18 protein-coding genes and 1 pseudogene are annotated in these 20591 nt (G+C 61.2%); 13 read left to right on the forward strand and 6 right to left on the reverse strand.

From position 1 onward, the window contains the following. Positions 1-49: 49 nt before the first annotated feature. Positions 50-691, forward strand: coding sequence for a LysE family transporter (locus tag J9885_RS14655; protein ID WP_210549884.1), 642 nt, complete (start codon positions 50-52; stop codon positions 689-691). Positions 692-765: 74 nt separating this feature from the next. Here the strand turns inward: J9885_RS14655 and J9885_RS14660 are convergent, their stop codons facing one another. Both J9885_RS14660 and eamB read right to left on the reverse strand, forming a co-directional pair. Then, complete coding sequence (locus J9885_RS14660; protein ID WP_210549885.1) at positions 766-1434, reverse strand: chromophore lyase CpcT/CpeT; 669 nt, start codon at positions 1432-1434, stop codon at positions 766-768. Between the two features lie 143 nt (positions 1435-1577). Further along, positions 1578-2165, reverse strand: a complete 588-nt coding sequence (eamB, locus tag J9885_RS14665) for a cysteine/O-acetylserine transporter (protein WP_100861364.1) — start codon at positions 2163-2165, stop codon at positions 1578-1580. Between the two features lie 104 nt (positions 2166-2269). On the opposite strand from eamB, the gene J9885_RS14670 reads away from it, so the two are divergent. Further along, positions 2270-3214 carry a LysR family transcriptional regulator gene (locus tag J9885_RS14670; protein ID WP_210549886.1) on the forward strand — a complete coding sequence of 315 codons (945 nt, stop codon included), beginning with the start codon at positions 2270-2272 and terminating at the stop codon, positions 3212-3214. 92 nt (positions 3215-3306) lie between these two features. Beyond that, the gene (locus J9885_RS14675) at positions 3307-3756 is read left to right on the forward strand and encodes an SRPBCC family protein (RefSeq protein WP_210549887.1); all 450 of its coding nucleotides are present in this window, start codon (positions 3307-3309) and stop codon (positions 3754-3756) included. A 221-nt stretch (positions 3757-3977) separates the two neighbouring features. Here the strand turns inward: J9885_RS14675 and J9885_RS14680 are convergent, their stop codons facing one another. After that, the gene (locus tag J9885_RS14680; protein WP_210549888.1) at positions 3978-4478 is read right to left on the reverse strand and encodes a DUF1993 domain-containing protein; all 501 of its coding nucleotides are present in this window, start codon (positions 4476-4478) and stop codon (positions 3978-3980) included. A gap of 260 nt (positions 4479-4738) precedes the next feature. On the opposite strand from J9885_RS14680, the gene ydfZ reads away from it, so the two are divergent. The 3 genes and pseudogenes from ydfZ (at position 4739) to J9885_RS14695 (ending at position 7698) form a co-directional block, all read left to right on the forward strand. Beyond that, positions 4739-4936 carry a putative selenium delivery protein YdfZ gene (gene ydfZ, locus J9885_RS14685; RefSeq protein WP_134695915.1) on the forward strand — a complete coding sequence of 66 codons (198 nt, stop codon included), beginning with the start codon at positions 4739-4741 and terminating at the stop codon, positions 4934-4936. 249 nt (positions 4937-5185) lie between these two features. Continuing rightward, a pseudogene (locus J9885_RS20175) lies at positions 5186-5710 on the forward strand (transposase). A gap of 167 nt (positions 5711-5877) precedes the next feature. After that, positions 5878-7698, forward strand: a complete 1821-nt coding sequence (locus J9885_RS14695; protein ID WP_210549889.1) for a hypothetical protein — start codon at positions 5878-5880, stop codon at positions 7696-7698. A gap of 715 nt (positions 7699-8413) precedes the next feature. Here the strand turns inward: J9885_RS14695 and uvrD are convergent. Next, positions 8414-10585, reverse strand: coding sequence for a DNA helicase II (gene uvrD / locus J9885_RS14700; protein ID WP_039039538.1), 2172 nt, complete (start codon positions 10583-10585; stop codon positions 8414-8416). Positions 10586-11001: 416 nt separating this feature from the next. Here uvrD and J9885_RS14705 point away from each other — a divergent pair, with 416 nt between their 5' ends. The 4 genes from J9885_RS14705 (at position 11002) to J9885_RS14720 (ending at position 15945) form a co-directional block, all read left to right on the forward strand. Then, positions 11002-12000 (forward strand): BMP family ABC transporter substrate-binding protein, encoded by a 999-nt coding sequence (locus J9885_RS14705; protein ID WP_210549890.1) that lies wholly within the window; start codon positions 11002-11004, stop codon positions 11998-12000. Between the two features lie 86 nt (positions 12001-12086). Beyond that, positions 12087-13664: an ABC transporter ATP-binding protein gene (locus tag J9885_RS14710; protein WP_210549891.1), complete on the forward strand. Its 1578-nt coding sequence runs from the start codon at positions 12087-12089 to the stop codon at positions 13662-13664. A gap of 82 nt (positions 13665-13746) precedes the next feature. Beyond that, positions 13747-14865 (forward strand): ABC transporter permease, encoded by a 1119-nt coding sequence (locus J9885_RS14715; protein WP_134697210.1) that lies wholly within the window; start codon positions 13747-13749, stop codon positions 14863-14865. Positions 14866-14979: 114 nt separating this feature from the next. Then, on the forward strand, positions 14980-15945 hold the full coding sequence (locus J9885_RS14720) for an ABC transporter permease (protein WP_134697209.1): 966 nt from the start codon (positions 14980-14982) through the stop codon (positions 15943-15945). 59 nt (positions 15946-16004) lie between these two features. Here J9885_RS14720 and J9885_RS14725 read toward each other — a convergent pair whose 3' ends face one another. Further along, positions 16005-16910: a LysR substrate-binding domain-containing protein gene (locus J9885_RS14725; RefSeq protein ID WP_210549892.1), complete on the reverse strand. Its 906-nt coding sequence runs from the start codon at positions 16908-16910 to the stop codon at positions 16005-16007. 118 nt (positions 16911-17028) lie between these two features. Here J9885_RS14725 and J9885_RS14730 point away from each other — a divergent pair, with 118 nt between their 5' ends. From J9885_RS14730 to J9885_RS14740, 3 genes are all read left to right on the forward strand, one after another. Next, entirely contained in the window at positions 17029-18156 is a 1128-nt protein-coding gene (locus tag J9885_RS14730) for an S-(hydroxymethyl)glutathione dehydrogenase/class III alcohol dehydrogenase (RefSeq protein ID WP_010672469.1), read from the forward strand. Positions 18157-18207: 51 nt separating this feature from the next. Next, positions 18208-19062, forward strand: a complete 855-nt coding sequence (gene fghA / locus J9885_RS14735; RefSeq protein ID WP_210549893.1) for an S-formylglutathione hydrolase — start codon at positions 18208-18210, stop codon at positions 19060-19062. A 63-nt stretch (positions 19063-19125) separates the two neighbouring features. Beyond that, complete coding sequence (locus J9885_RS14740) at positions 19126-19632, forward strand: DinB family protein (protein ID WP_210549894.1); 507 nt, start codon at positions 19126-19128, stop codon at positions 19630-19632. A gap of 74 nt (positions 19633-19706) precedes the next feature. On the opposite strand, the gene J9885_RS14745 is transcribed toward J9885_RS14740, so the two are convergent. Next, positions 19707-20429, reverse strand: a complete 723-nt coding sequence (locus tag J9885_RS14745) for a head GIN domain-containing protein (protein WP_210549895.1) — start codon at positions 20427-20429, stop codon at positions 19707-19709. Positions 20430-20591 lie beyond the last annotated feature (162 nt).

The following is a 20591-nucleotide window of genomic DNA, read 5'->3' on the forward strand; positions in this document are numbered from 1 at the left end:
CCCGTCCTGCCCCATGCTGTCACCTCCATACCGCTGTCGGAGGTCTTTTATGTTCACCAGCCTGTTTCTGACCCTGGGTCTCGTCCACCTCGTCGCCCTGGCGAGCCCGGGCCCGGATTTCGCGCTCATCCTGCGCACCAGCCTGCACAGGCCCACCGCCCTCGGGGCGGCCCTAGGCATCGCCCTCGCCATCCTGCTGCACGCCACCCTGAGCCTGACCGGCATCAGCCTGCTGATCGCGAGCCAGCCCTGGCTCTTTCTCGCGGTGAAGGTGGTGGGCGCCCTCTATCTGGGCTGGCTCGGCTGGGGGGCGCTGAAGGCGGCCTGGCAGGGGTCGGGGGATGCCGTGCTGCAGGCAGGCAACGAGCGACCGGGCTGGCGCAAGGGGGTGAAACGGGGGCTGGCCACCAATCTGCTCAACCCCAAGGCGCTGCTGTTCTTCATGGGGCTGCTGGCCGCCATGGTGACGCCCCAGGTGGACGGCCTGACCCGGGGCCTGCTGATCCTGGAGCTGTTCCTGCTCTCCCTTGTCTGGTTCGGCGCCCTGGCCTGGAGCCTCTCCACCGTCCGGGCCCAGCGCCTGCTCGGCCGCATCCAGCGCCCCCTCAACCTGGTCACCGGCCTCTTGTTCGGCGCGGTCAGCCTCTCCATCCTGCTCGACCTGCAGGCGCACTGGCTGGGAGTGGTATAGAGAGCAGAGGCGGCCGCATCCGCTGGCATCATCCAGCGAGCATCGCCGCGAGCTGGATCTCCCCGCCTGAACCGCTACTCCCCGCGCCGGGTCCCCTTGCGCAGGTAGACGTACCCCTCCCCCGGGCTGCCCCAGCGCTGGCGGGCGCCGTTGTCATAGGCCCGGTCCAGCAGCCTGACGCTGTCCGGCCCGATCCAGAGGTACTGCACCAGGGTGGTGGCGCCGCCAAAGTCGGTGGCACAGCGGCCAACCCGGCTACTCCCCCTGTATTCCCCGCCCGGCTCCCGGGTCAGCCAGATCTCGCACCCCTCCCGCAGGGAGAGTTGCTGGGGGGTGAGGGAATCGAGCAGTTCGGGCTGGCGCCAGGCACCGGCGAAGTCGGTGGCCCTCGGCATGGTCAGCTCGGCCATCAGAATGCGGCCATCGGGCAAGGGGGAGAAACGGTAGATGCGCTGGCGAAACGGTCGCTGCGCCCGCTCGGTCAGAAACTGCTCCGCATAGACCCAGCGAAAGGGGCCCTCCCCGGGCCAGATCTCCACCAGCCGCAGCTCGGCGCTGGTGAAGCGCTTGTCATAACCGGCCTGCTCCTGGCTGGAAAATTCCCCCGCGAACCAGGAGAGCAACGGCTCCATCCTGGCCTGTGTCGGGGAGAGACTGGCCGGAACGGCCACGAAGGGAACGGGCGCCGCCCAGATCAGGCCGGCGTAAAACAGCCCCAGCAGGGCCGCCATCAGCTGTGTCATCGAATCCTTCCGAGTCGCGTCCATGGCGGCGATTATATGAGCGAACGACCGCAATAACCTCTACCTTGATCAACTCCTTCAAAATCCGATGAAAAATCACTGCATTAGCGAACAACTGCGACGCAGCCCCGGCCTGCGTCCGATCAGATCAGCATCCGAACCGCACAGTAAACCAGCAGGGCCGCCAGGGTCAGGTTCAGGATGCGGCCATGGCGCTGGAACAGAGGCTGCAACAGGTGACCCGCCAGGGCCCAGCAGAGGTTCCCCAAGGTGCCGATCAGCGCCAGCAGCAGGCTGACGCCCAGCACCCAGACGAGTTCTGTGGTGTGGGGCAGCACGAAGGTGGAGAGCGCCGTGATGCCGTAGAGGATGATCTTCACGTTCACGAACTGCAGCCAGAAGCTGGTCCAGAAGCCGGGCAAGGCTCCATCTGTGCTCGACAGGTTGGAGCCGCTGGTCGCGATGCGCCAGGCCAGCCAGAGCACATAGGCCGCCCCAGCCCAGCTGAGCCAACCAACCAGCGCGGGGGAGAGGCTGATGAGGGTGAAGGTGAACAGGGCACACAGCAGCATGATGAGCAGGAAGCCCGCACTCATGCCCGCCAGCACCCGGCTACTGCGGCGCAGACCATGCTGATTGGCGGCGCTCAGGGCCAGGATGTTGTTCGGTCCCGGCGTCATGGCCGTGATCAGGGTGTAGGTTAAAAATGCGCTGACAAGGGTCGAGGTCATGGTGTTTCTCCGAATGGGAGTGATACCTTAACGCGGCCACTGGCATCAAAAAATCGAATGTTTTAGCATTCTAAATTCAACCATTTCGATGAATTGGAGTCCCCATGGATCTGCGACGTCTCATTACCCTCAAGACGGTGATCGAGGAGGGCTCCTTCATGAAGGCATCCCGCAAGCTCTGCTGCACCCAGTCGACGGTAACCTTCCATATCCAGCAGTTGGAGCAGGAGCTTTCGCTGCAACTGTTCGAAAAAATAGGGCGTCGCATGTGCCTGACCAAGGCCGGGCAGAATATCATGCCCCATGTGCACGAGATGATCCGGGTGATGGCGGGTCTGCGCCAGGCGGCGCAGCAGGACGCCGAGCCGAACGGCGAGCTCAGGGTCGCCATCGGCGAAACCCTGCTGGCCTACAAGATGCCGGCGGTGCTCGAGCGCTTCAAGCGGCTGGCTCCGGGAGTGCGCCTGTCGCTCCAGTCCCTGAACTGCTACGTCATTCGTGATGCGTTGCTGGCGGACGAGGCCGATCTCGGCATCTTCTACCGGGTCGGCAACGATGCCGCCCTGCAGATGGAGAGCTTTGGCGAGCAACCCCTGGTGCTGGTAGCCTCTCCCGCCCTCAGCGGTATCGACTTCACCCGCCCGGATCAGCACCTGCCGGTCAGCTTCATCATCAACGAGCCCCAGTGCATCTTCCGCCAGCTGTTCGAGAGCACCCTTCGCCAGCGCGCCATCACCCTGGACGGCACCATAGAGCTGTGGAGCATAGAGAGCATCAAGCGCTGCGTGGCCAGCAACCTCGGCGTCTCCTTCCTGCCCCGCTTCGCCGTCGAGCGGGAGCTGAACTCGGGGGAGCTGCAGGAGCTGCCCTTCTCCCCCACGCCCCTCGTCATCACGGCCCTGTGCGCCCACCACGCCGGCAAGTTTGTCAGCCCCGCCATGCGGGTATTCATGGAGTGCGTGCAAGCGTGCCTGACAGAGGAGGACGCGCCTGCGGTAAATGCAGTCACTGATGGCGACCAGGATGCGCGGCGCCTGACTGCAAGCTGACCTCTTCATGGGGGCGCCACAACTCCCGACCCCCGGTTGCCCTTCCCCCGAGCGACTATCCTTGCTCCGACACCACAGAGAAGGAACCCAATATGAGCACAGGAACAGTGACGCTGCATCGCGTCCTCAAGGCGCCACCGCTGCGGGTCTACCGCGCCTTTATCGAAGGGGAGGCCCTTGCCAAGTGGCTGCCGCCCCACGGCTTCACCTGCCGGGTGGAATCCCTGGAGGCCCGGGTCGGCGGCCGCTTCAGGATGGCGTTCACCCACTTTGGCAGCGGCCACAGCCACGCCTTCGGCGGCGAGTATCTCGCGCTGGAGCCGGGCAGCCTCATCCGCTACACCGACCGCTTCGACGATCCCAACCTGCCGGGGGAGATGCGGGTCACCATCACCCTGACCCAGGTGCTGTGCGGCACCGACCTTGCCATCGAACAGGCGGGGATCCCCGAGCAGATCCCGGTGGCCATGTGCTACCTCGGCTGGCAGGAGTCCCTCCTCCAGCTCGCCGCCCTGGTGGAGCCCGAGATCCCGAACGAATGACCCGCGGCCCTTCGCCAGCCCCAATGAAGAGAGCCTGCCACAGTGGCAGGCTCTCTTCATTGGGCAGACCGCGATTTACGACCTATCCCCATAGGCATGATTGTCGAAGGCAGTGCGGACACAGCCAGCGCGCAGCAACCGGCGCGTACTGGAGTCCCTGAGGATGTCGAGCACTGCCCGGGTTCAACATGGCGAGTCAAATAGCCTGATTGGATGGGTTCTTATTTCAGGTTCAGGCCGCCCAGGTAGTCGCGCTTGCCGAGATCCACCCCGGCCTGGCGCAGCAGGGCGTAGGTCATGGTGAGGTGGAAGTAGAAGTTGGGAATACCGTACTCATGAACGCAGGTGTGGCCGTCCATCCCCTTGCCACCGGCCCAGTAGGGGGTGTAGTGGCCGCTCGCGTACTGGCTGAAGTCGGCGTCCAGCTTGCTCTGCAGATAGGCGATGGTCTTGGCCACGTGGGCGCGCAGATCCGCCATGGTCTTGGGATCGTCCCCCAGCACCGGCGGCTCGCTCAGGCTGGCGGTGGCCACCAGGGCACGGGCGCTGTCGCAGCAGATCAGCACCTGCTTGGAGAAGGGCAGCATGTCCACGATCAGGCGCTCATTGAAGAAGTTCTCCACATTGAACTGCTTCGCCTCGGCGTGGGCTTCAGCCTTGGCCAGGCACTGGTCGAGGTTGGTCAGCATCTTGATAAACTGGGCAGCAATCTCACGATTCATAATGCACTCTCGGTTGGTTGAAGGCGGATAAACGAGCGGCCTCCACTATAGCGCATCCCTTTTGCAGTTCGAGCCCGTGGCAGCAAAAAGCGGGCATGAGTTGCGACAGGAGATGGCTGGCGACACGAAACGGATGCGCCCCCTGTGCGCCTCTCCCTGCCCCTTTTTTGATCTGTGACAGGCATCGCATTTTTCATGGGAGTAGTCTGGGGCCGTTGTTCCCGGCACGGGCCGGGACACCCACCCGAAAGGAGAATGCCATGAAGATCTATGATCGGAACCGCAATGTGCTGACCCTGGGCCAGCGCGTCATGATCGCCGCCACCGGCGCCGTCGACACCCTGAAGGAGGCCCACACCGACCACCTGAGCCCCTACGAGGCGGAGCACGAGAAGTGCGTGCTGCTGACCAACTCCCAAGAGCGTTACGCGCCCATCGAGTTGATTAGACTAGGCTGATACCCGGATTTACCTGTCACCCTACTCTTTACAATTCACCCGGCCGCCGCGCCCCGTCAGTGGCCGGGTTTCTGATCTCCCTCCCTCGTTCCCCACCGTTTTTTATTGCGTAGGTTCGATTAGCGAAGCGTAATCGGACGATCGCGTCATCAGGCCATCGTGTCACCCCAGGTTCCCGTACCCTGCAACTCAAGTCATCAAATCCCTCCTAGGTTATCCTTGGTTTTCACCACAAGGGAAGAGAACAGCATGGCCAACTGGCGACGGGCGTGGTGTCTCGGTGGAACCTGGTTCTTTACCGTCAACCTGCTGGAACGGCGCAACAACCGGCTGCTGGTGGAGCAGATCGACCTGCTGCGTCTCAGCGTCGCCAAGGTGCAACAGGCTCACCCCTTCGCCATCCACGCCTGGGTGATGCTGCCCGACCATCTCCACTGCATCCTCTCCTTGCCGGAGGGGGACACCGATTTCCCGCTGCGTTGGCGGCTGATCAAAAGCCACTTTTCCCGCGCCTTGCCGGTGAACTAGCGGCGCAGCCATACCGCTTCCGCCACGGGGAGCGGGGCATCTGGCAACGCCATTATTGGGAACACCTGATCCGGGATGAGCAGAATCCACCATATTGATTACGTCCATATCAACCTCCTCAAGCATTGTCATGTCACCCGGGTGGCCGATTGGCCGTATTCCACCTTCCATCGTTACGTGGCAAGCGGCATCTATCCGCGGGATTGGTGCGGGTCGGTGGATGGGATGTTGGGAGGATTGGAGTAAAGCCGTCAAGGGTTATGCCTTTGTGAACGTCCGATTACGCGATCGTCCGATTACGCTTCGCTAATCGAACCTACAGCCTTAGAAAGCTATGTGTCTCACATTTATCTTTGTGATATAAATTTACAATCCTTATTTGTAAGCATATTAGTCTTTTTTGAGGAGGGGGTATGAGGCAAACAAAATTAGACATTCTAAAAAAAATCAACTTTGGTAAACGAGTAGCAGAGGATGAGCGAACAGAACTCTCTGCATATTTTGTTGAAACGGAGCAATGGCAACGATTGCTCAAAGATGATATTGATATTGTTGTTGGCGCAAAAGGGACAGGTAAGAGTGCCTTGTTTTGTCTTTTGTTCGAGCATAGTAGAGAAGACAGCCATGATATTTTATGTATTGCAGCAGACAATATGAAAGGTGCTACAGTATTTAAAACTTTGGACAGTGAAACTGTCCCTTCTGTCGAAACCATTATCTACCTTTGGAAGCTATATATAATTGCATTACTTGTAAACGAGTTAGACAAAAAGGATCTACATACAGCAGAAACATCTGCACTAAGAGATGCTCTAGGGAAGGCTGGTATCTTACCTAAGCGATTTTCAATACAGAGTGTGTTTCATCTTATAAAGGATTTCGCATTAAGAGTTATAGAAGGTGAACCCTCCGCTGTTGAGCATACACTTACAATTGATCCTTCCTCAGGACTACCGACTACCATTAGCCGTAAATCTAGCTATGAGAGACGCGACAGGAAAAGTGATCTTTTATTATGGGTTAACGAATACCTTACAATTGTTAATGATGCTCTTGAACAGCGTGGTAAAAAGGCATGGGTTGCATTTGATAGATTAGATGTTGCATTTGCCGAATCTCTCGAGCTAGAAAAAAATGCAATCAGAGCGCTTTTCCTCACTTATAACGATATGAAAAGCTTTGAACAAATAAGGATGAAAATATTTGTTAGAGATGATATATGGCGGAGAATATCTGGAGATAGCAGATTTTCAGAGGCGAGTCACATCATAAAAGAAAGTTCTATCACTTGGGACGACAATGGATTATTAAATCTAATCTTTAAACGTGTTACTAAAAACAAAAATATCTTGAGTTATTTAGGTGTAGAAGATGATGTTCTAGGGTTATCAATTGAAAACCAGAAAGAGCTTCTATATAGAATACTACCTGATAAAATAGAGTCAGGTAAAAATCCATATACGATGGATTGGATTATTTCTCGCCTGAAAGATGGACTTGATGTTTCTGCACCAAGAGAAATAATCCATATGTTTGAATGCGCCAAAGAGATTCAAATTAAAAGATTAGAAAGAAATGAAGTTGAACCTCTAGGCTCAATTCTCTTTGAACGCTCTGTATTTAAAGAGGCTATAGGGGTTGTATCAAAAACAAAATATGAGAAAACTTTGTGTGCAGAATACCCTCATTTAGTTGCATACATGGAAAAATTGAGGGGTGGTAAGACTGAATATACCGTAGAACCATTATCCGCGATATGGAACGTTGATATTGAAACAGCTAAATATAGAGCAGAGGAACTAGCTGGAATTGGTTTCTTCGGTAAAATTAAAAATAAAAAGGACAAGTCAACGTTTTCCTACAAGATTCCAATGCTGTATAGAAGCGCTCTTGACTCTGTTCGTGGAAGCGCAAAAACACCTAATACTGTGGATAGTTTAAATACTAAAGTAGAAAAACAACACTCAAGAAGTGAAAGCTACTCGTCCCTTATATTAAAAGCTCTTGTTCACTTAAGAGAAAATGGAATAGAGAGTGCCAATGGCGCAGAAATAACAAGAACAATTAATAATAACCTCCTATCTAGAGACAAGAAAAAGAAAGAGCCTACGAATGTTTCACGTGCATTACGGAATAAACCAGTAATCGATGAACCATGGTTAAAAATAATTAAAAATGATGATGGAGTAGTATTTAGCCTATCAGATTCATATATGGACAAAATGATGCCTTAATATAAACAGGTTGATTTTTCAAAGAATTTGCCAATGAATATTGGTAACTTATATATGAACTTTTCTTACCCTCCGGCCTAGATCATCGAATTTGTTCTAGGCCGGTAGATCTGCACCTCCAATCTGGCATACGCCATCACCAGCGACTTGGCGCTCTCAAACTGGGGCCACACTCGGCTTTGCTAGCCGACCCCTTCGAAGTTTAGTCCCACTCCTTACTGGACTATCGAATACAGCACCCCAGCCACGGGTAAGTACGGTATTGCTCCCCCTCCAATCCGCCGAGGGCCAGAGGCAACGTCAGGGACGCCATCAGGGATGATGGCGTAGCCGCAGCCGGCACAGGGATGTGCCGTCTGCGGCGGCCCGTCCGACGTTGGCTCTGAACTGAGGGGACTGGCGAAGCCAGCGGATTGGCGGGGGTGGCCTTTCTTTTGGTGACTTTTCTTTGGCCACGCAAAGAAAAGTCACTCGCCCCAGCCCGAAGGGCGGGCGAAACCCTGTCGAGGGCCCAGCCCTCGCGTCCTGCACGGCGCCAGCCGTGCCAAGATCCAAAACCATTTACGAACCCCTCATCCCCAACCCTTCTCCCGCAAGGGGAGAAAGGAGCAAAGACGATCTCGGGAACAGGCCCCCTCCCACAAGGGGAAAAGGAGGCAAAGACTATCTCGGGGATGATCCCCTCTCCCGTTGGGAGAGGGTCAGGGTGAGGGGATTAAAGCGCCTCCAATCTGGCATACGCCGTCACCAGCCACTTGGCGCCGACGTCGTCGAACTGGATCTGCACCCGACTCTGCTGGCCGACCCCTTCGAAGTTGAGCACGATTCCTTCGCCGAATTTCGGATGGAGCACCCGCTGGCCGAGCTTGATGCCGCTGGCGTCGAAGCTTTGCTGCACCTCGTTCTGGCTAAAGCGGCCGTACTGGGTGGGGCGGCTGACCTGGGTGCGCAGCCGGATCTCTTCCAGACACTCGGCGGGCATCTCGCGGATAAAGCGGCTCGGCTTGTGGAACATCTCGCGGCCATAGATGCGGCGACTCTCCGCATAACAGATGTAGAGCTTCTCCATGGCGCGGGTCATGCCGACGTAACAGAGGCGCCGCTCCTCCTCCAGGCGGCCCGACTCCTCGGTGGATTGCTGGCTGGGGAACATGCCCTCTTCCACGCCGACCAGCAGCACCAGGGGATATTCCAGCCCCTTGGCACTGTGCAGGGTCATCAGCTGCACCGCGTCGGCATATTCGTCCGCCTGATTCTCGCCGGACTCCAGCGCCGCGTGGGCGAGGAAGGCGGAGAGATCGCTCATGTCCTCCAGCTCGTCCGGGCGCTGGTACTGGCGGCAGGCGGTGACCAGTTCGTCCAGGTTCTCTACCCGCGCCTGGGATTTCTCGCCCTTTTCCGCCAGATACATCGCCTTGAGGCCGGAGTGCTGGATGGCGATATCCGCCTGCTGGTGCAGCGGCAGCAGGGAGACCTGCTCCTCCAGCGCGTCGATCAGCTCGACAAAGCCGCGCACCGCGTTGCCGGCGCGGCCGGTCAGCACCTTGTCGTTAAGCAGTGCCTTGGCCGACTGCCACAGGTTCTGCCCCTGATCCCGGGCGTTATTGCGCAATATCTCGAGGGTGCGATCGCCGATGCCGCGGGTCGGGGTGTTGACGACCCGCTCGAAGCTGGCGTCGTCGCCGCGGTTGTTGATAAGGCGCAGGTAGGCCATGGCGTCTTTGATTTCCTGGCGCTCGAAGAAGCGCAGGCCGCCGTAGATGCGATACGGCATGGCATCCTGCATCAGCGCCTCTTCCAGCACCCGGGACTGGGCGTTGGAGCGATAGAGGATGGCGCAGTCGGCGAGCAAGCCACCTTTCTCTTTCCAGTCCTTGAGGCGGCCCACCACGAAGCGGGCCTCGTCCACCTCGTTGAAGGCGGCATAGAGCGAAATCGGCTCCCCCTCGGCACCTTCGGTCCACAGCTCCTTGCCGAGGCGCTCGGCGTTGTTGGCGATGACGCTGTTGGCGGCTTTGAGGATGTTGGCGGTGGAGCGGTAGTTCTGCTCGAGGCGGATGGTCTCGGCCCCCTGATAGTCGGTCAGGAAGCGCTGGATGTTCTCGATCTTGGCGCCGCGCCAGCCGTAGATGGACTGGTCGTCGTCGCCGACGATCATCACCTTGCCGGTGTCGCCGGCCAGCATCCGCAGCCAGGCGTACTGGATGCCGTTGGTATCCTGGAACTCGTCCACCAGGATGTTCTGGAAGCGGTCCCGGTAGTGTTCGAGGATGTGGGGCTTGTTCAGCCACAGCTCGTGGGCGCGCAGCAGGAGCTCGGCAAAGTCCACCAGCCCGGAGCGATCGCAGGTCTCCTGGTAGGTCTTGTAGATCTGCTGATAGGTGCGGGTGACGGGGTCGCCGTAGAGGTCGATATCGCCGGGGCGCAGCCCCTCGTCCTTCTTGCCGTTGATGTAGCCCATGACGGCGCGCGGAGCCCAGTGCTTCTCGTCGAGGTTGAGCGCCTTGAGCACCCGGCGAATGAGGCGGTACTGGTCGTCGGAGTCGAGGATCTGGAAGTCCTGGGGCAGGCCCGCATCCAGATGGTGGGCCCGCAGCAAGCGGTGGGCGATGCCGTGGAAGGTGCCGATCCACATGCCGCGCACGCCGTCGCCTATCACCTTCTCGACCCGGCCGCGCATCTCGGCGGCCGCCTTGTTGGTGAAGGTCACCGCGATGATGGAGAAGGGTGAACAGCGTTCCACCTGCATCAGCCAGGCGATGCGGTGCACCAGCACCCGGGTCTTGCCCGAACCGGCACCGGCCAGCACCAGCAGGTTGCAGCGAGGGGCCGCAACGGCATCACGTTGTTTGTCGTTGAGCCCGTCGAGCAGGGTTGAAACGTCCATCACCACTCCTGTTTATTTATACAGGCGGCGATTATACGGCCTGCGGGGCCAGAGACCAAGCCGGGGCGACAAGGGTCGCGTCAGCCCGCCTCGGCGGCAGCGGCCGCGACACGGTAATCGGCGCCGATAGGCACCACTTTTTTCATCGGGGGAGGAAAACGGTTGCGCATAACACTATGAATACAAAGATAAATGTCGATCGGAACCTATTAATCCCAGAATTTAAATCTACAAAAAAGCACAAAAACAAACACTTATAAGGCAATTTGCTTATATTTCAAACCGTTAACGCAAACGTTTTTCCTCTATGATCCCCTTGACCCACAGACTGGCTCACTTACAGTTAGCCAGCGTGCTTTATAGCCTGCTGCTACGGCGGGTTGTGGACCCTCAACATAACAATCAAGGATACGATCGTGACTAAAGTGCTCAAGCTGGCCACCGTGGCCGCCCTCACCCTCTCTGCCCTGTCCGCCCAGGCAGCCTCCGAGCCCGCCGTCATCTATGACACCGCCGGCAAATTCGACAAGTCCTTCAACGAAGCCGTGTTCCGCAACGGCGTCGAAGTCTACAACAAGGACAAAGGCGTCAAGGTCAAGGAGTTCGAGCCCCAGAACGAAGCCCAGCGCGAGCAGGGCCTGCGCCGTCTGGCCAGCCGTGGCAACGGCCCCATCGTCGCCGTCGGTTTCAACATGGGCTCTGCGGTAGAGAAGGTCGCCACCGAGTTCCCGAACACCCAGTTCACCATCATCGACATGGTGGTCGACAAGCCGAACGTGCAGTCCCTCATCTTCAAGGAGCATGAAGGTTCCTTCCTGGTGGGTGCACTGGCCGCCATCGCCTCCAAGACCGGCAAGGTCGGCTTCGTGGGTGGCATGGACATCCCGCTGATCCGCAAGTTCGAGTGCGGCTACGAGCAGGGCGCCAAGTACATCAATCCGAAGATCGACGTCTACCAGAACATGACCGGCTCCACCCCGGCGGCCTTTGCTGACCCGGCCAAGGGTGCCGAGCTGGCCAAGTCCCAGTTCGCCAAGGGCGCGGACGTGGTCTATGCCGCCGCCGGCGGTACCGGCATCGGTGTCTACCAGGCTGCCAAGGACGAAGGCAAGCTGGCCATCGGCGTGGATTCCAACCAGAACCACCTGCAACCGGGCACCATGCTGACCTCCATGGTCAAGTCCGTGGGTCTGGCTGCGTACAAGAGCTGGGATGACGCCGCCAAGGGCAGCTGGAAGCCGGGCATCCAGTCCCTGGGTCTGGCCGAAGGCGGTGTTGACTGGGCGCTGGACGACAACAACGCCAAGCTGATCACCCCGGAGATGAAGGCCAAGGTCGAGAGCATCAAGGCCGACATCATCGCCGGCAAGATCAAGGTGCACGACTACATGAGCGACAACGCCTGTAAGTACTGAGTCACTGCTACGACTCTCAACCTGTGATGACCGGCCCGCAGGGGCCGGTTTTTAGTCTCTACTTCATGACCCGCAAGGACTGCATCATGGACCAGACAGATCGCTATGCCATCGAATTAAGAGGTATCGATAAGCGGTTCGGCGACGTGTACGCCAACAAGCAGATCGACCTCCAGGTTCGTAAAGGCAGCATTCACGGCATCGTCGGTGAAAACGGCGCCGGCAAGTCGACCCTGATGAGCATCATTTACGGTTTCTACCACGCCGACAAAGGCGAGATGCTGATCGACGGTAAACCCTTCAAACCCCATGGCTCACAAGATGCGATTGCCGCAGGCGTGGGCATGGTGCACCAGCACTTTATGCTGGTGAACAATTTTACTGTTTTAGAAAACGTGATCCTCGGCGCGGAAAACGGCTGGCACCTGGGCAAGAGCCTGGCGGCGGCCGAGAAACTGCTCGGCGAGCTGGCCCGGGACTATGGTCTCGAGGTGCCGCTGCACGAGAAGGTCGAGGATCTGCCGGTGGGCCTGCAGCAGCGGGTCGAGATCCTCAAGGCGCTCTATCGCGGCGCCCGCATCCTGATCCTGGACGAGCCGACCGGGGTGCTGACCCCGCAAGAGGCGGACCACCTGTTCGAGGTGCTCAAGAAGCTGCGGGATCAGGGCGCGACCATCATCCTCATCACCCACAAGCTGCGGGAGATCCTGGCCATCACGGATCAGGTCTCCATCATGCGCCGGGGCGAGATGGTGGCCCACGTCGCCACCAAAGACACCGACAAGGAGCAGCTCGCCGAGCTGATGGTGGGCCGCAAGGTGCGCCTCAAGGTCGACAAGGGCAGCGCCCATCCGGGCGAGGCCAAGCTCAAGGTCGACGGCCTCTCTTACGTCGATGACGCCGGGGTGGAACGGGTCAAGTCCGTCAGCTTCGCGGTGCGCGCCGGGGAAGTGGTCGGCATCGCCGGGGTCTCCGGCAACGGCCAATCCGAGCTGCTCAGCCTGCTCGGCGGCATCCTCAAGCCGAGCAAGGGCAGCTTCACCGTCGTCGGGGAGCAGACCCACGAGGTGAGCCTGAGCCACCCGGCGAACCCGGAGCAGGTGCGCAACTTCGGCCTCGGTCACATCCCGGAAGACAGGCACAAGATGGGGCTCATCAATCGCTTCGAGGCGAAAGAGGCCTTCATCCTCGGCTATCACCGCCGTGCCCAGTACAACAAGGGCTGGCTGCAGGACAAGGAGGCGATCCGCCAGGATTGCCAGGCCAAGATGGACAAGTGGGACGTGCGCCCGCCGAGCCCGGAGCACAAGACCGCGAACTTCTCCGGCGGCAACCAGCAGAAGCTGGTGATCGCCCGGGAGGTGGAGCAGGATCCGGACGTGCTGCTGGTCGGTCAGCCGACCCGGGGCGTCGACATCGGCGCCATCGAGTACATCCACCAGCAGATCATCGCCATGCGCGACAAGGGCAAGGCCGTGCTGCTGGTGTCGGTGGAGCTGGACGAGATCATGAGCCTCTCCGATCGCATCCTGGTCATCGCCGATGGCCGCATCGTCGGCGAGCTGGACGGTGCCAAAGCGGATGAACGCACCATAGGCCTGATGATGGCGAACATAGTGCCCGACGAGGTGGCAGCCAGCCAGCCCCAGGGAGTGACCCCATGAGCCAGCAACCCATTCGCAACACCGTGGGCCGGATGACCGCCCACCCCTTCGTCCCCGACGAGACTGCCAAGGAGGCTCGCCCATGAGCCAAGCACGTGTTCCCGCCTGGATCTCCGTGGGCGTCCTGCCCGCGCTCAACATCCTGCTGGCCTTCCTGGTGTCGGCCATCCTGTTCTACTACCTCGACATCAACCCGGTCGAGGCGGCCGAGATCATGTGGTACGGCGCCTTCGGCACCGGCGAGGGGATAGGCTTCACCCTCTACTACGCCACCGGCTTCATCTTCACCGGTCTGGCGGTGGCGGTGGCCTTCCACGCCGGCCTGTTCAACATCGGCGGTGAGGGGCAGGCCTACATCGGCGGCCTCGGTGTCGGGCTGGTCTGCCTGCTGCTCGGCGACGTGCTGCCGTTCGCCCTGCTGCTGCCGCTGGCCATCATCGCCGGCGGCCTGTTTGGCGCGGCCTGGGCCTTCATCCCGGCCTGGCTGCAGGCCAAGCGGGGCAGCCACATCGTCATCACCACCATCATGTTCAACTTCATCGCCGCCTCCCTGATGGCCTACCTGCTGGTCGACATCTTCAAGCCGGCGGGCTCCATGGCCACCGAGAGCAAGGTGTTCGCCGAAGCGAGCTGGCTGCCGAAGATGAGCGAACTGCTGGCCGGCTTCGGCATGGAAGTCCCGAACAGCCCGCTCAACATCAGCTTCTTCTGGGCGCTGATCTGCGCGCTCCTGGTCTGGGTCTTCATCTGGCATACCCGCTGGGGCTACGAGATCCGCTCCGTGGGTGCGAGCCAGAGTGCCTCCGCCTATGCGGGCATCTCCTACCCCAGGGTGGTGATCCTGGCCATGGTGATCTCCGGCATGCTGGCGGGCTTCTTCGCCCTCAACGTGCTGCAAGGTGAGCTGCACCAGATCAAGCTGAACTTCGTGGAAGGTTTCGGCTTCACCGGCATCGCGGTGGCGCTGATGGGTCGCAACCACCCGGTCGGCGTCATCATCGCCAGCCTGCTGTTCGGCTTCCTCTACCAGGGCGGCGCCGAGCTCAGCTTCGAGTTCGGGGTGGACCGCAACATCGTCGTGGTGCTGCAGGGTCTGGTGATCCTGTTCTGCGGCGCGCTGGAGCACATGCTGCGCCCGCGCATCGAGCAGGCCTACCTGGCCTTCGCCAACCGCACGGCCGCGCAAGTCAAAGGAGCCTGACCATGTTCGAAACGCTGATATTGATGCTGGATGCCACCATTCGTACCGCGCCGCCGCTAATACTGGCGGCCATGAATGACAGGAATGTTCTGCGCGTAGAAGGGAGTCCAAGCCATGTTTGAAACCCTGATCCTGATGCTGGATGCCACCATCCGGACCGCGCCGCCGCTGATCCTGGCCGCCATGGCGGGGATGTTCTGCGAGCGCTCCGGGGTGGTCAACATCGCCCTGGAGGGCAAGCTGCTGGCGGCTGCCTTCGCCAGTGCGGCGGCGGCGGCCGTCACCGGCTCCGCCTGGATTGGGCTGGGGGTCGGGGTGGGCGTCTCCATCCTGTTCGCCCTGATGCACGGCTTCGCCACCATCACCCACCGGGGGGATCAGGTGGTGAGCGGCATGGCCATCAACATCCTGGCAGCCGGCCTGACCGTCACCCTGGGCCGTTACTGGTTCGATCAGGGCGGCCAGACGCCGGCGCTCTCCGGTGATGCCCGCTTCGCTCCCATCGACCTGCCCTACGCCAAGGAGCTCTATGACGTGCCCGTCATCGGCCAGCTCTACAGCGAGCTGCTGAGCGGTCACTCCCTGCTGGAGTACGTGGCGTTCGCCGCCGTGCCCCTGGCCTGGTGGGTGCTGTTCCGCACCCGCTTCGGCCTGCGTCTGCGGGCGGTGGGCGAGGCCCCGGCAGCGGTGGACACCGCCGGTATCTCCGTGGTGCGCATGCGTTACACCGCGCTCATCATCGGCGGCCTGCTGGCCGGCATCGGGGGCACCTATCTGGCGGTGGCCCAGACCGCCCAGTTCATCCCCAACATGAGCGCGGGCAAGGGATTCATGGCCCTGGCGGCCCTGGTGTTCGGCAAGTGGCGCCCCTGGAACGCCATGGCGGCCTGCCTGCTGTTCGGCTTCCTCGACGCGGTCGCCATCCGGCTGCAAGGGGTCAGCATCGGCGACTTCCCGATCCCGGTGCAGGCCATCGAGGCGCTGCCCTACATACTGACGGTCTTCCTGCTCGCCGGTTTCATCGGCAAGGCGGTGGCCCCCAAGGCCCTCGGCACCCCCTACGTCAAGGAGCGGGAATAGCCCCGCCCTTCATGCCATGCAAAAAGGCCCGCTTGTGCGGGCCTTTTCCTTTTGAACGCTCAGCCAACCGGCCGCACCAGGGCGGGCTGATGGGGATCGCTGAGGCGCTCGGCCAGGTAGTCCACCAGCAGCCGCACCTTGGGGGAGAGGTGGCGGTTGTGGGGATAGAGAGCCCAGATCCCCTCCGCCGGCGCCCGCAGCTCCGGCAGCAGCTCGATAAGCTCCCCCCGGGCCAGGTGGTCGCTGACGTAGTAGTCCGGCAGCTGGATGATGCCGATCCCCTTGAGGGCCGCATCCAGCAGGGCGTGACCGCTGTTGCACTGCAGCAGGCCGTGGACCCGCACGCTGTGGGGCTTGTCGTTCAGGGTGAAATGCCACTCGTCGCTGTTGCCCACCAGACAGGTGTGACGGGCAAGTTCGGAGAGGCTGTTGGGCATGCCATGGCGGGCGGTGTAGGCCGGGGAGGCGCACACATAGGGCACCCGCTGCGCCAGCTTGCGCGCCACCAGGCTGGAGTCCTTGAGGTGACCGAGGCGGATCGCCAGATCGAACCCCTCGTGCACCAGGTCCAGCAGCTGATTGGTGAGGTTGAGGGTCACCTCCAGCTGGGGGAAGCGCACCATGAAGTCGTTCACCAGGGGGGCGATGCGGCTCTCGCCGTAGGAGACGGGGGCCGTGATGCGCAAGGATCCTTGCGGCACCGCCTGATGGCGCCCCACCGCCAGCTCCGCCTCGTAGAGGTTGTCGAGCAGCTGGCGGCAGTGGCGAAAATAGATCTCCCCGAGCTCGGTGAGCCGCACCTGGCGGGTGGTGCGCAGCAGCAACTTGGCCTGCAGCCTGTCCTCCAGCTGCGCCACCTGGCGGCTCACCTGGGCCACCGAGACCCCGAGCTTGCGTGCGGCCGGGGTAAAGCCCCCCTGCTCCGCCACGCTGACAAATTCACAGACCCCTTCCCAACCGAACATTATTACCTGTGTGTAAAAGTGATTTCAGATTTCACCTTATTATCACCAAATCGGCGGGAAACTACACTGGATCTCCGAACTCATTTCCGTTCATCCAACCACTACGAGGACGTCATTCATGGCACAGGTTCAAAGCATCAAGTGTAAGGCCGCCATCGCCTGGGGACCGGGCCAGCCCCTCTCCATCGAAGAGGTCGAGGTCATGCCGCCCCAGGCCGGTGAAGTGCGGGTGCGGATCGTCGCCACCGGCGTCTGCCACACCGATGCCTTCACCCTGTCCGGCGAAGATCCGGAAGGGGTCTTCCCCTGCATCCTGGGCCACGAGGGTGGCGGCATCGTCGAATCCGTCGGCGAGGGCGTCACCAGCGTCAAGGTGGGCGATCACGTGATCCCGCTCTACACCCCCGAGTGCGGCGAGTGCAAGTTCTGCAAGTCCGGCAAGACCAACCTGTGCCAGAAGATCCGTGCCACCCAGGGCAAGGGGCTGATGCCGGACGGCACCACCCGCTTCTCCAAGGATGGCCAGCCCATCTACCACTACATGGGCACCTCCACCTTCAGCGAATACACTGTGCTGCCGGAGATCTCCATCGCCAAGGTGGATCCGGCCGCCCCCCTGGAAGAGGTCTGCCTGCTGGGCTGCGGCGTCACCACCGGCATCGGCGCCGTGATGAACACCGCCAAGGTCAAGGAGGGTGAGAGCGTCGCCATCTTCGGGCTGGGGGGTATCGGCCTCTCCGCCATCATAGGCGCGCGCCTGGCCAAGGCCGGCCGCATCATCGCCATCGACATCAACGAGAGCAAGTTCGAGCTGGCCCGCAAGCTGGGTGCCACCGACTGCATCAACCCGAACACGTTCGACAAGCCCATCCAGGAGGTGATCGTCGAGATGACCGACGGCGGCGTCGACTTCTCCTTCGAGTGCATCGGCAACGTCAAGGTGATGCGCGCGGCGCTGGAGTGCTGCCACAAGGGCTGGGGCGAATCCGTCATCATCGGCGTGGCCGGTGCGGGCCAGGAGATCAGCACCCGTCCGTTCCAGCTGGTCACCGGCCGGGTGTGGCGCGGCAGCGCCTTCGGCGGCGTGCGCGGTCGCAGCGAGCTGCCAAGCTACGTGCAGCGCTACATGCAGGGTGAGTTCAAGCTGGACGACTTCATCACCCACACCATGCCCCTTGAGCAGATCAACGAGGCGTTCGATCTGATGCACGAAGGCAAGAGCATCCGCACCGTCATCCACTACTGATCCCATGAGAGCCCCGCCCATCGATGAATGTGCGGGGCGAGGAGTCCTTCGATGAACCTGGACATCATCAGCAGCAACAAGAGCTTCGACGGCTGGCACAAGCAGTATCGCCACCGCTCCACCGTGCTCGGCTGCGACATGCAGTTTGCCATCTACCTGCCACCCCAGGCCCTCACCGGCCAGAAGGTGCCCGTGCTCTACTGGCTCTCCGGCCTCACCTGCACCGACGAGAACTTCATGCAGAAGGCGGGAGCCCAGCGCATCGCCGCCGAGCTCGGCATCGCCCTGGTGGCACCGGACACCAGCCCCCGCGGCGAAGGTGTCGCGGACGATCCCGGCTATGACCTCGGCATGGGTGCCGGCTTCTACGTCAATGCCACCCAGCATCCCTGGCGCGACCACTACCAGATGTACGACTACGTCACCCGGGAGCTGCCCGATCTCATCGAGACCCACTTCCCGGTCTCGACGAGGCGCGCCATCAGCGGCCACTCCATGGGGGGCCACGGGGCGCTGATCGCCGCCCTGCGCGAGCCCGGTCGCTACCGTTCGGTGTCGGCCTTCAGCCCCATCAGCCACCCGAGCCGCTGCCCCTGGGGCCAGAAGGCCCTCGGCGCCTACCTCGGCAACAACCCCTTGCTGTGGCAGGAGTGGGATGCCTGCCAACTGCTGCGCCATCACGACAGCCCGCCCCTGCCGACCCTGGTAGACGTGGGGCTGGATGACCCCTTCCTGACCGAACAGCTCGGCATCGACACCCTGGCCGAGGTGGCCGGCACCAAGGGCTGGCCCCTCGAGCTCAACCGTCACCCCGGCTACGACCACAGCTACTACTTCGTGGCGAGCTTCATCGAGGCGCACCTGCGCTTCCACGCCCGTCATCTGGGCGAACCGGTCCAGAAGTAAGGGCCAGACCTGGTGGCCGTCACCATGCTGGCGGCCCCGAGACACAAGGAACGAGAAACAAGGATGCCTCTCTTCACCGCATTGCTGGCCATGCCGGATCAGTTCGAGGGACTGCTTGCCCAGGTGCCCGGCGAGTACCTGGACTGGGAGCCCGCCAACTGGGCCGGGATCCCCTCCGAGCGTTTCAGCGCCCGGGGCCACCTCTGCCACCTGCTGGACATCGAAACCCTGGGCTATCAGGTGCGCTTTCGCCGCACCCTGGCTGAGCACCTGCCCGAACTGGCCTCCCTCGATGGCTATCAGCTGGCGCAAGACAACCTGTACCGGCAGCAGGCTCCCGCCGTGCAGCTGGCGCGCTTTCGCACCGCCCGCCTGCAGACCGTCGAATGGCTGAAGACGGTGCCGTCCGACGCCTGGCAGCGTCGGGCACGCTACGGCAACTATGGAGAGGTGACTCTGGATGGGCTGGTGCGGCTGCTCGTCAGCCACGACCACCAGCACCTCGCCGGCATGCAGTGGCTGCTGATGCGCCTGAATGCGGATCATCGCCTCGCCCTGCCCCTCGCCTGAGACAAGGCCCAACACCCGCGGATAACAAAACAGGCCCTGCCGGGCCTGTGTCTTTATCAGGGAGGGCGGGCGACTCAGCCCCCCAGCCGGCTCACCCGGCCGGAGCCCGCGATCTCGCTGGTCAGGGCGGGATCGCCCCAGTAACCGACCGAGCCGGCACCGGCGATGCCGATCTTCAGCTGCCCGCTGGCCCGCACCTTGACGTCGCCGCTGCCCGCGATGTTGACTTCGACCTCCCTGCCTTCGAACCCCTCGCCCGAGACGCCGCCGGCACCGGCCACGTTCAGCTCGATCTCCCTGGCCGAGCCCTGCCCCAGAGCCAGGCTGCCCGCCCCGGCCACGTTGCCCTCCAGCCGGTTTACCTCCAGCCGATCGGCGACGATGTCGCCCAGGCCCGCCACCGACAGCACCAGCTCATTCCCCTTGAAGCCGCTCAGGTCGCCGCGAGCCAGGCCCGCCAGGGCCAGCGCCTCCACCCGGGGCAGGGTGATGTCGATGTCGATGGGCTCGGAGAGCTCGAACCGGTAGCCATCCCTCACCTTCATCTCCAGGGTATCGTCCCGCTCCGTCAGCACCAGATAGGGCAGCAGATCCTCCTGCCCACGGATCACTATGCCCCTCTGCTCCCCCGCCTTCAGGTGGATGCTGGCCGGCACTGCCGCCTCCACCCGGGTCACCTGCTGGCCCAGGCCATGGTGCTGCTCGATGACGGGGCCACTCCCCCTCACCAGGGTATCATCCAGCTGGTTGCAGCCCCCCAGCCCCAGCGCCAGCATCACCCCCAGAATCCACTTCATGTCTCTCTCCCTGTTGATGGCCGGTTTCGGCCCGATTGTTCTCGTTCGGACCAGATGATGGCAATCCCTGTGCCATAATCTCAATTGGATGATTTATATGCTTTTTTCTATTTTACCTGGTCATGTCATCAGGCTGTAAGGTGCCATTTAGACCATATGTTG

The sequence above is a fragment of the Aeromonas sp. SrichE-2G genome, from assembly GCF_017939565.1.
GTDB classification, from domain to species: domain Bacteria; phylum Pseudomonadota; class Gammaproteobacteria; order Enterobacterales; family Aeromonadaceae; genus Aeromonas; species Aeromonas taiwanensis.

Bases quoted from the DNA above. Each gene is read 5' to 3' on its own strand.
- J9885_RS14720 (WP_134697209.1), top strand. From the start codon at position 14,980: ATGTTTGAAACCCTGATCCTGATGCTGGATGCCACCATCCGGACCGCG.
- uvrD (WP_039039538.1), bottom strand. From the start codon at position 10,585: ATGGACGTTTCAACCCTGCTCGACGGGCTCAACGACAAACAACGTGAT.
- J9885_RS14725 (WP_210549892.1), bottom strand. From the start codon at position 16,910: ATGTTCGGTTGGGAAGGGGTCTGTGAATTTGTCAGCGTGGCGGAGCAG.
- J9885_RS14670 (WP_210549886.1), top strand. From the start codon at position 2,270: ATGGATCTGCGACGTCTCATTACCCTCAAGACGGTGATCGAGGAGGGC.
- J9885_RS14740 (WP_210549894.1), top strand. From the start codon at position 19,126: ATGCCTCTCTTCACCGCATTGCTGGCCATGCCGGATCAGTTCGAGGGA.
- J9885_RS14655 (WP_210549884.1), top strand. From the start codon at position 50: ATGTTCACCAGCCTGTTTCTGACCCTGGGTCTCGTCCACCTCGTCGCC.
- J9885_RS14680 (WP_210549888.1), bottom strand. From the start codon at position 4,478: ATGAATCGTGAGATTGCTGCCCAGTTTATCAAGATGCTGACCAACCTC.
- J9885_RS14710 (WP_210549891.1), top strand. From the start codon at position 12,087: ATGGACCAGACAGATCGCTATGCCATCGAATTAAGAGGTATCGATAAG.
- ydfZ (WP_134695915.1), top strand. From the start codon at position 4,739: ATGAAGATCTATGATCGGAACCGCAATGTGCTGACCCTGGGCCAGCGC.
- fghA (WP_210549893.1), top strand. From the start codon at position 18,208: ATGAACCTGGACATCATCAGCAGCAACAAGAGCTTCGACGGCTGGCAC.
- J9885_RS14695 (WP_210549889.1), top strand. From the start codon at position 5,878: ATGAGGCAAACAAAATTAGACATTCTAAAAAAAATCAACTTTGGTAAA.
- J9885_RS14745 (WP_210549895.1), bottom strand. From the start codon at position 20,429: ATGAAGTGGATTCTGGGGGTGATGCTGGCGCTGGGGCTGGGGGGCTGC.
- J9885_RS14675 (WP_210549887.1), top strand. From the start codon at position 3,307: ATGAGCACAGGAACAGTGACGCTGCATCGCGTCCTCAAGGCGCCACCG.
- J9885_RS14730 (WP_010672469.1), top strand. From the start codon at position 17,029: ATGGCACAGGTTCAAAGCATCAAGTGTAAGGCCGCCATCGCCTGGGGA.
- J9885_RS14660 (WP_210549885.1), bottom strand. From the start codon at position 1,434: ATGACACAGCTGATGGCGGCCCTGCTGGGGCTGTTTTACGCCGGCCTG.
- J9885_RS14715 (WP_134697210.1), top strand. From the start codon at position 13,747: ATGAGCCAAGCACGTGTTCCCGCCTGGATCTCCGTGGGCGTCCTGCCC.
- eamB (WP_100861364.1), bottom strand. From the start codon at position 2,165: ATGACCTCGACCCTTGTCAGCGCATTTTTAACCTACACCCTGATCACG.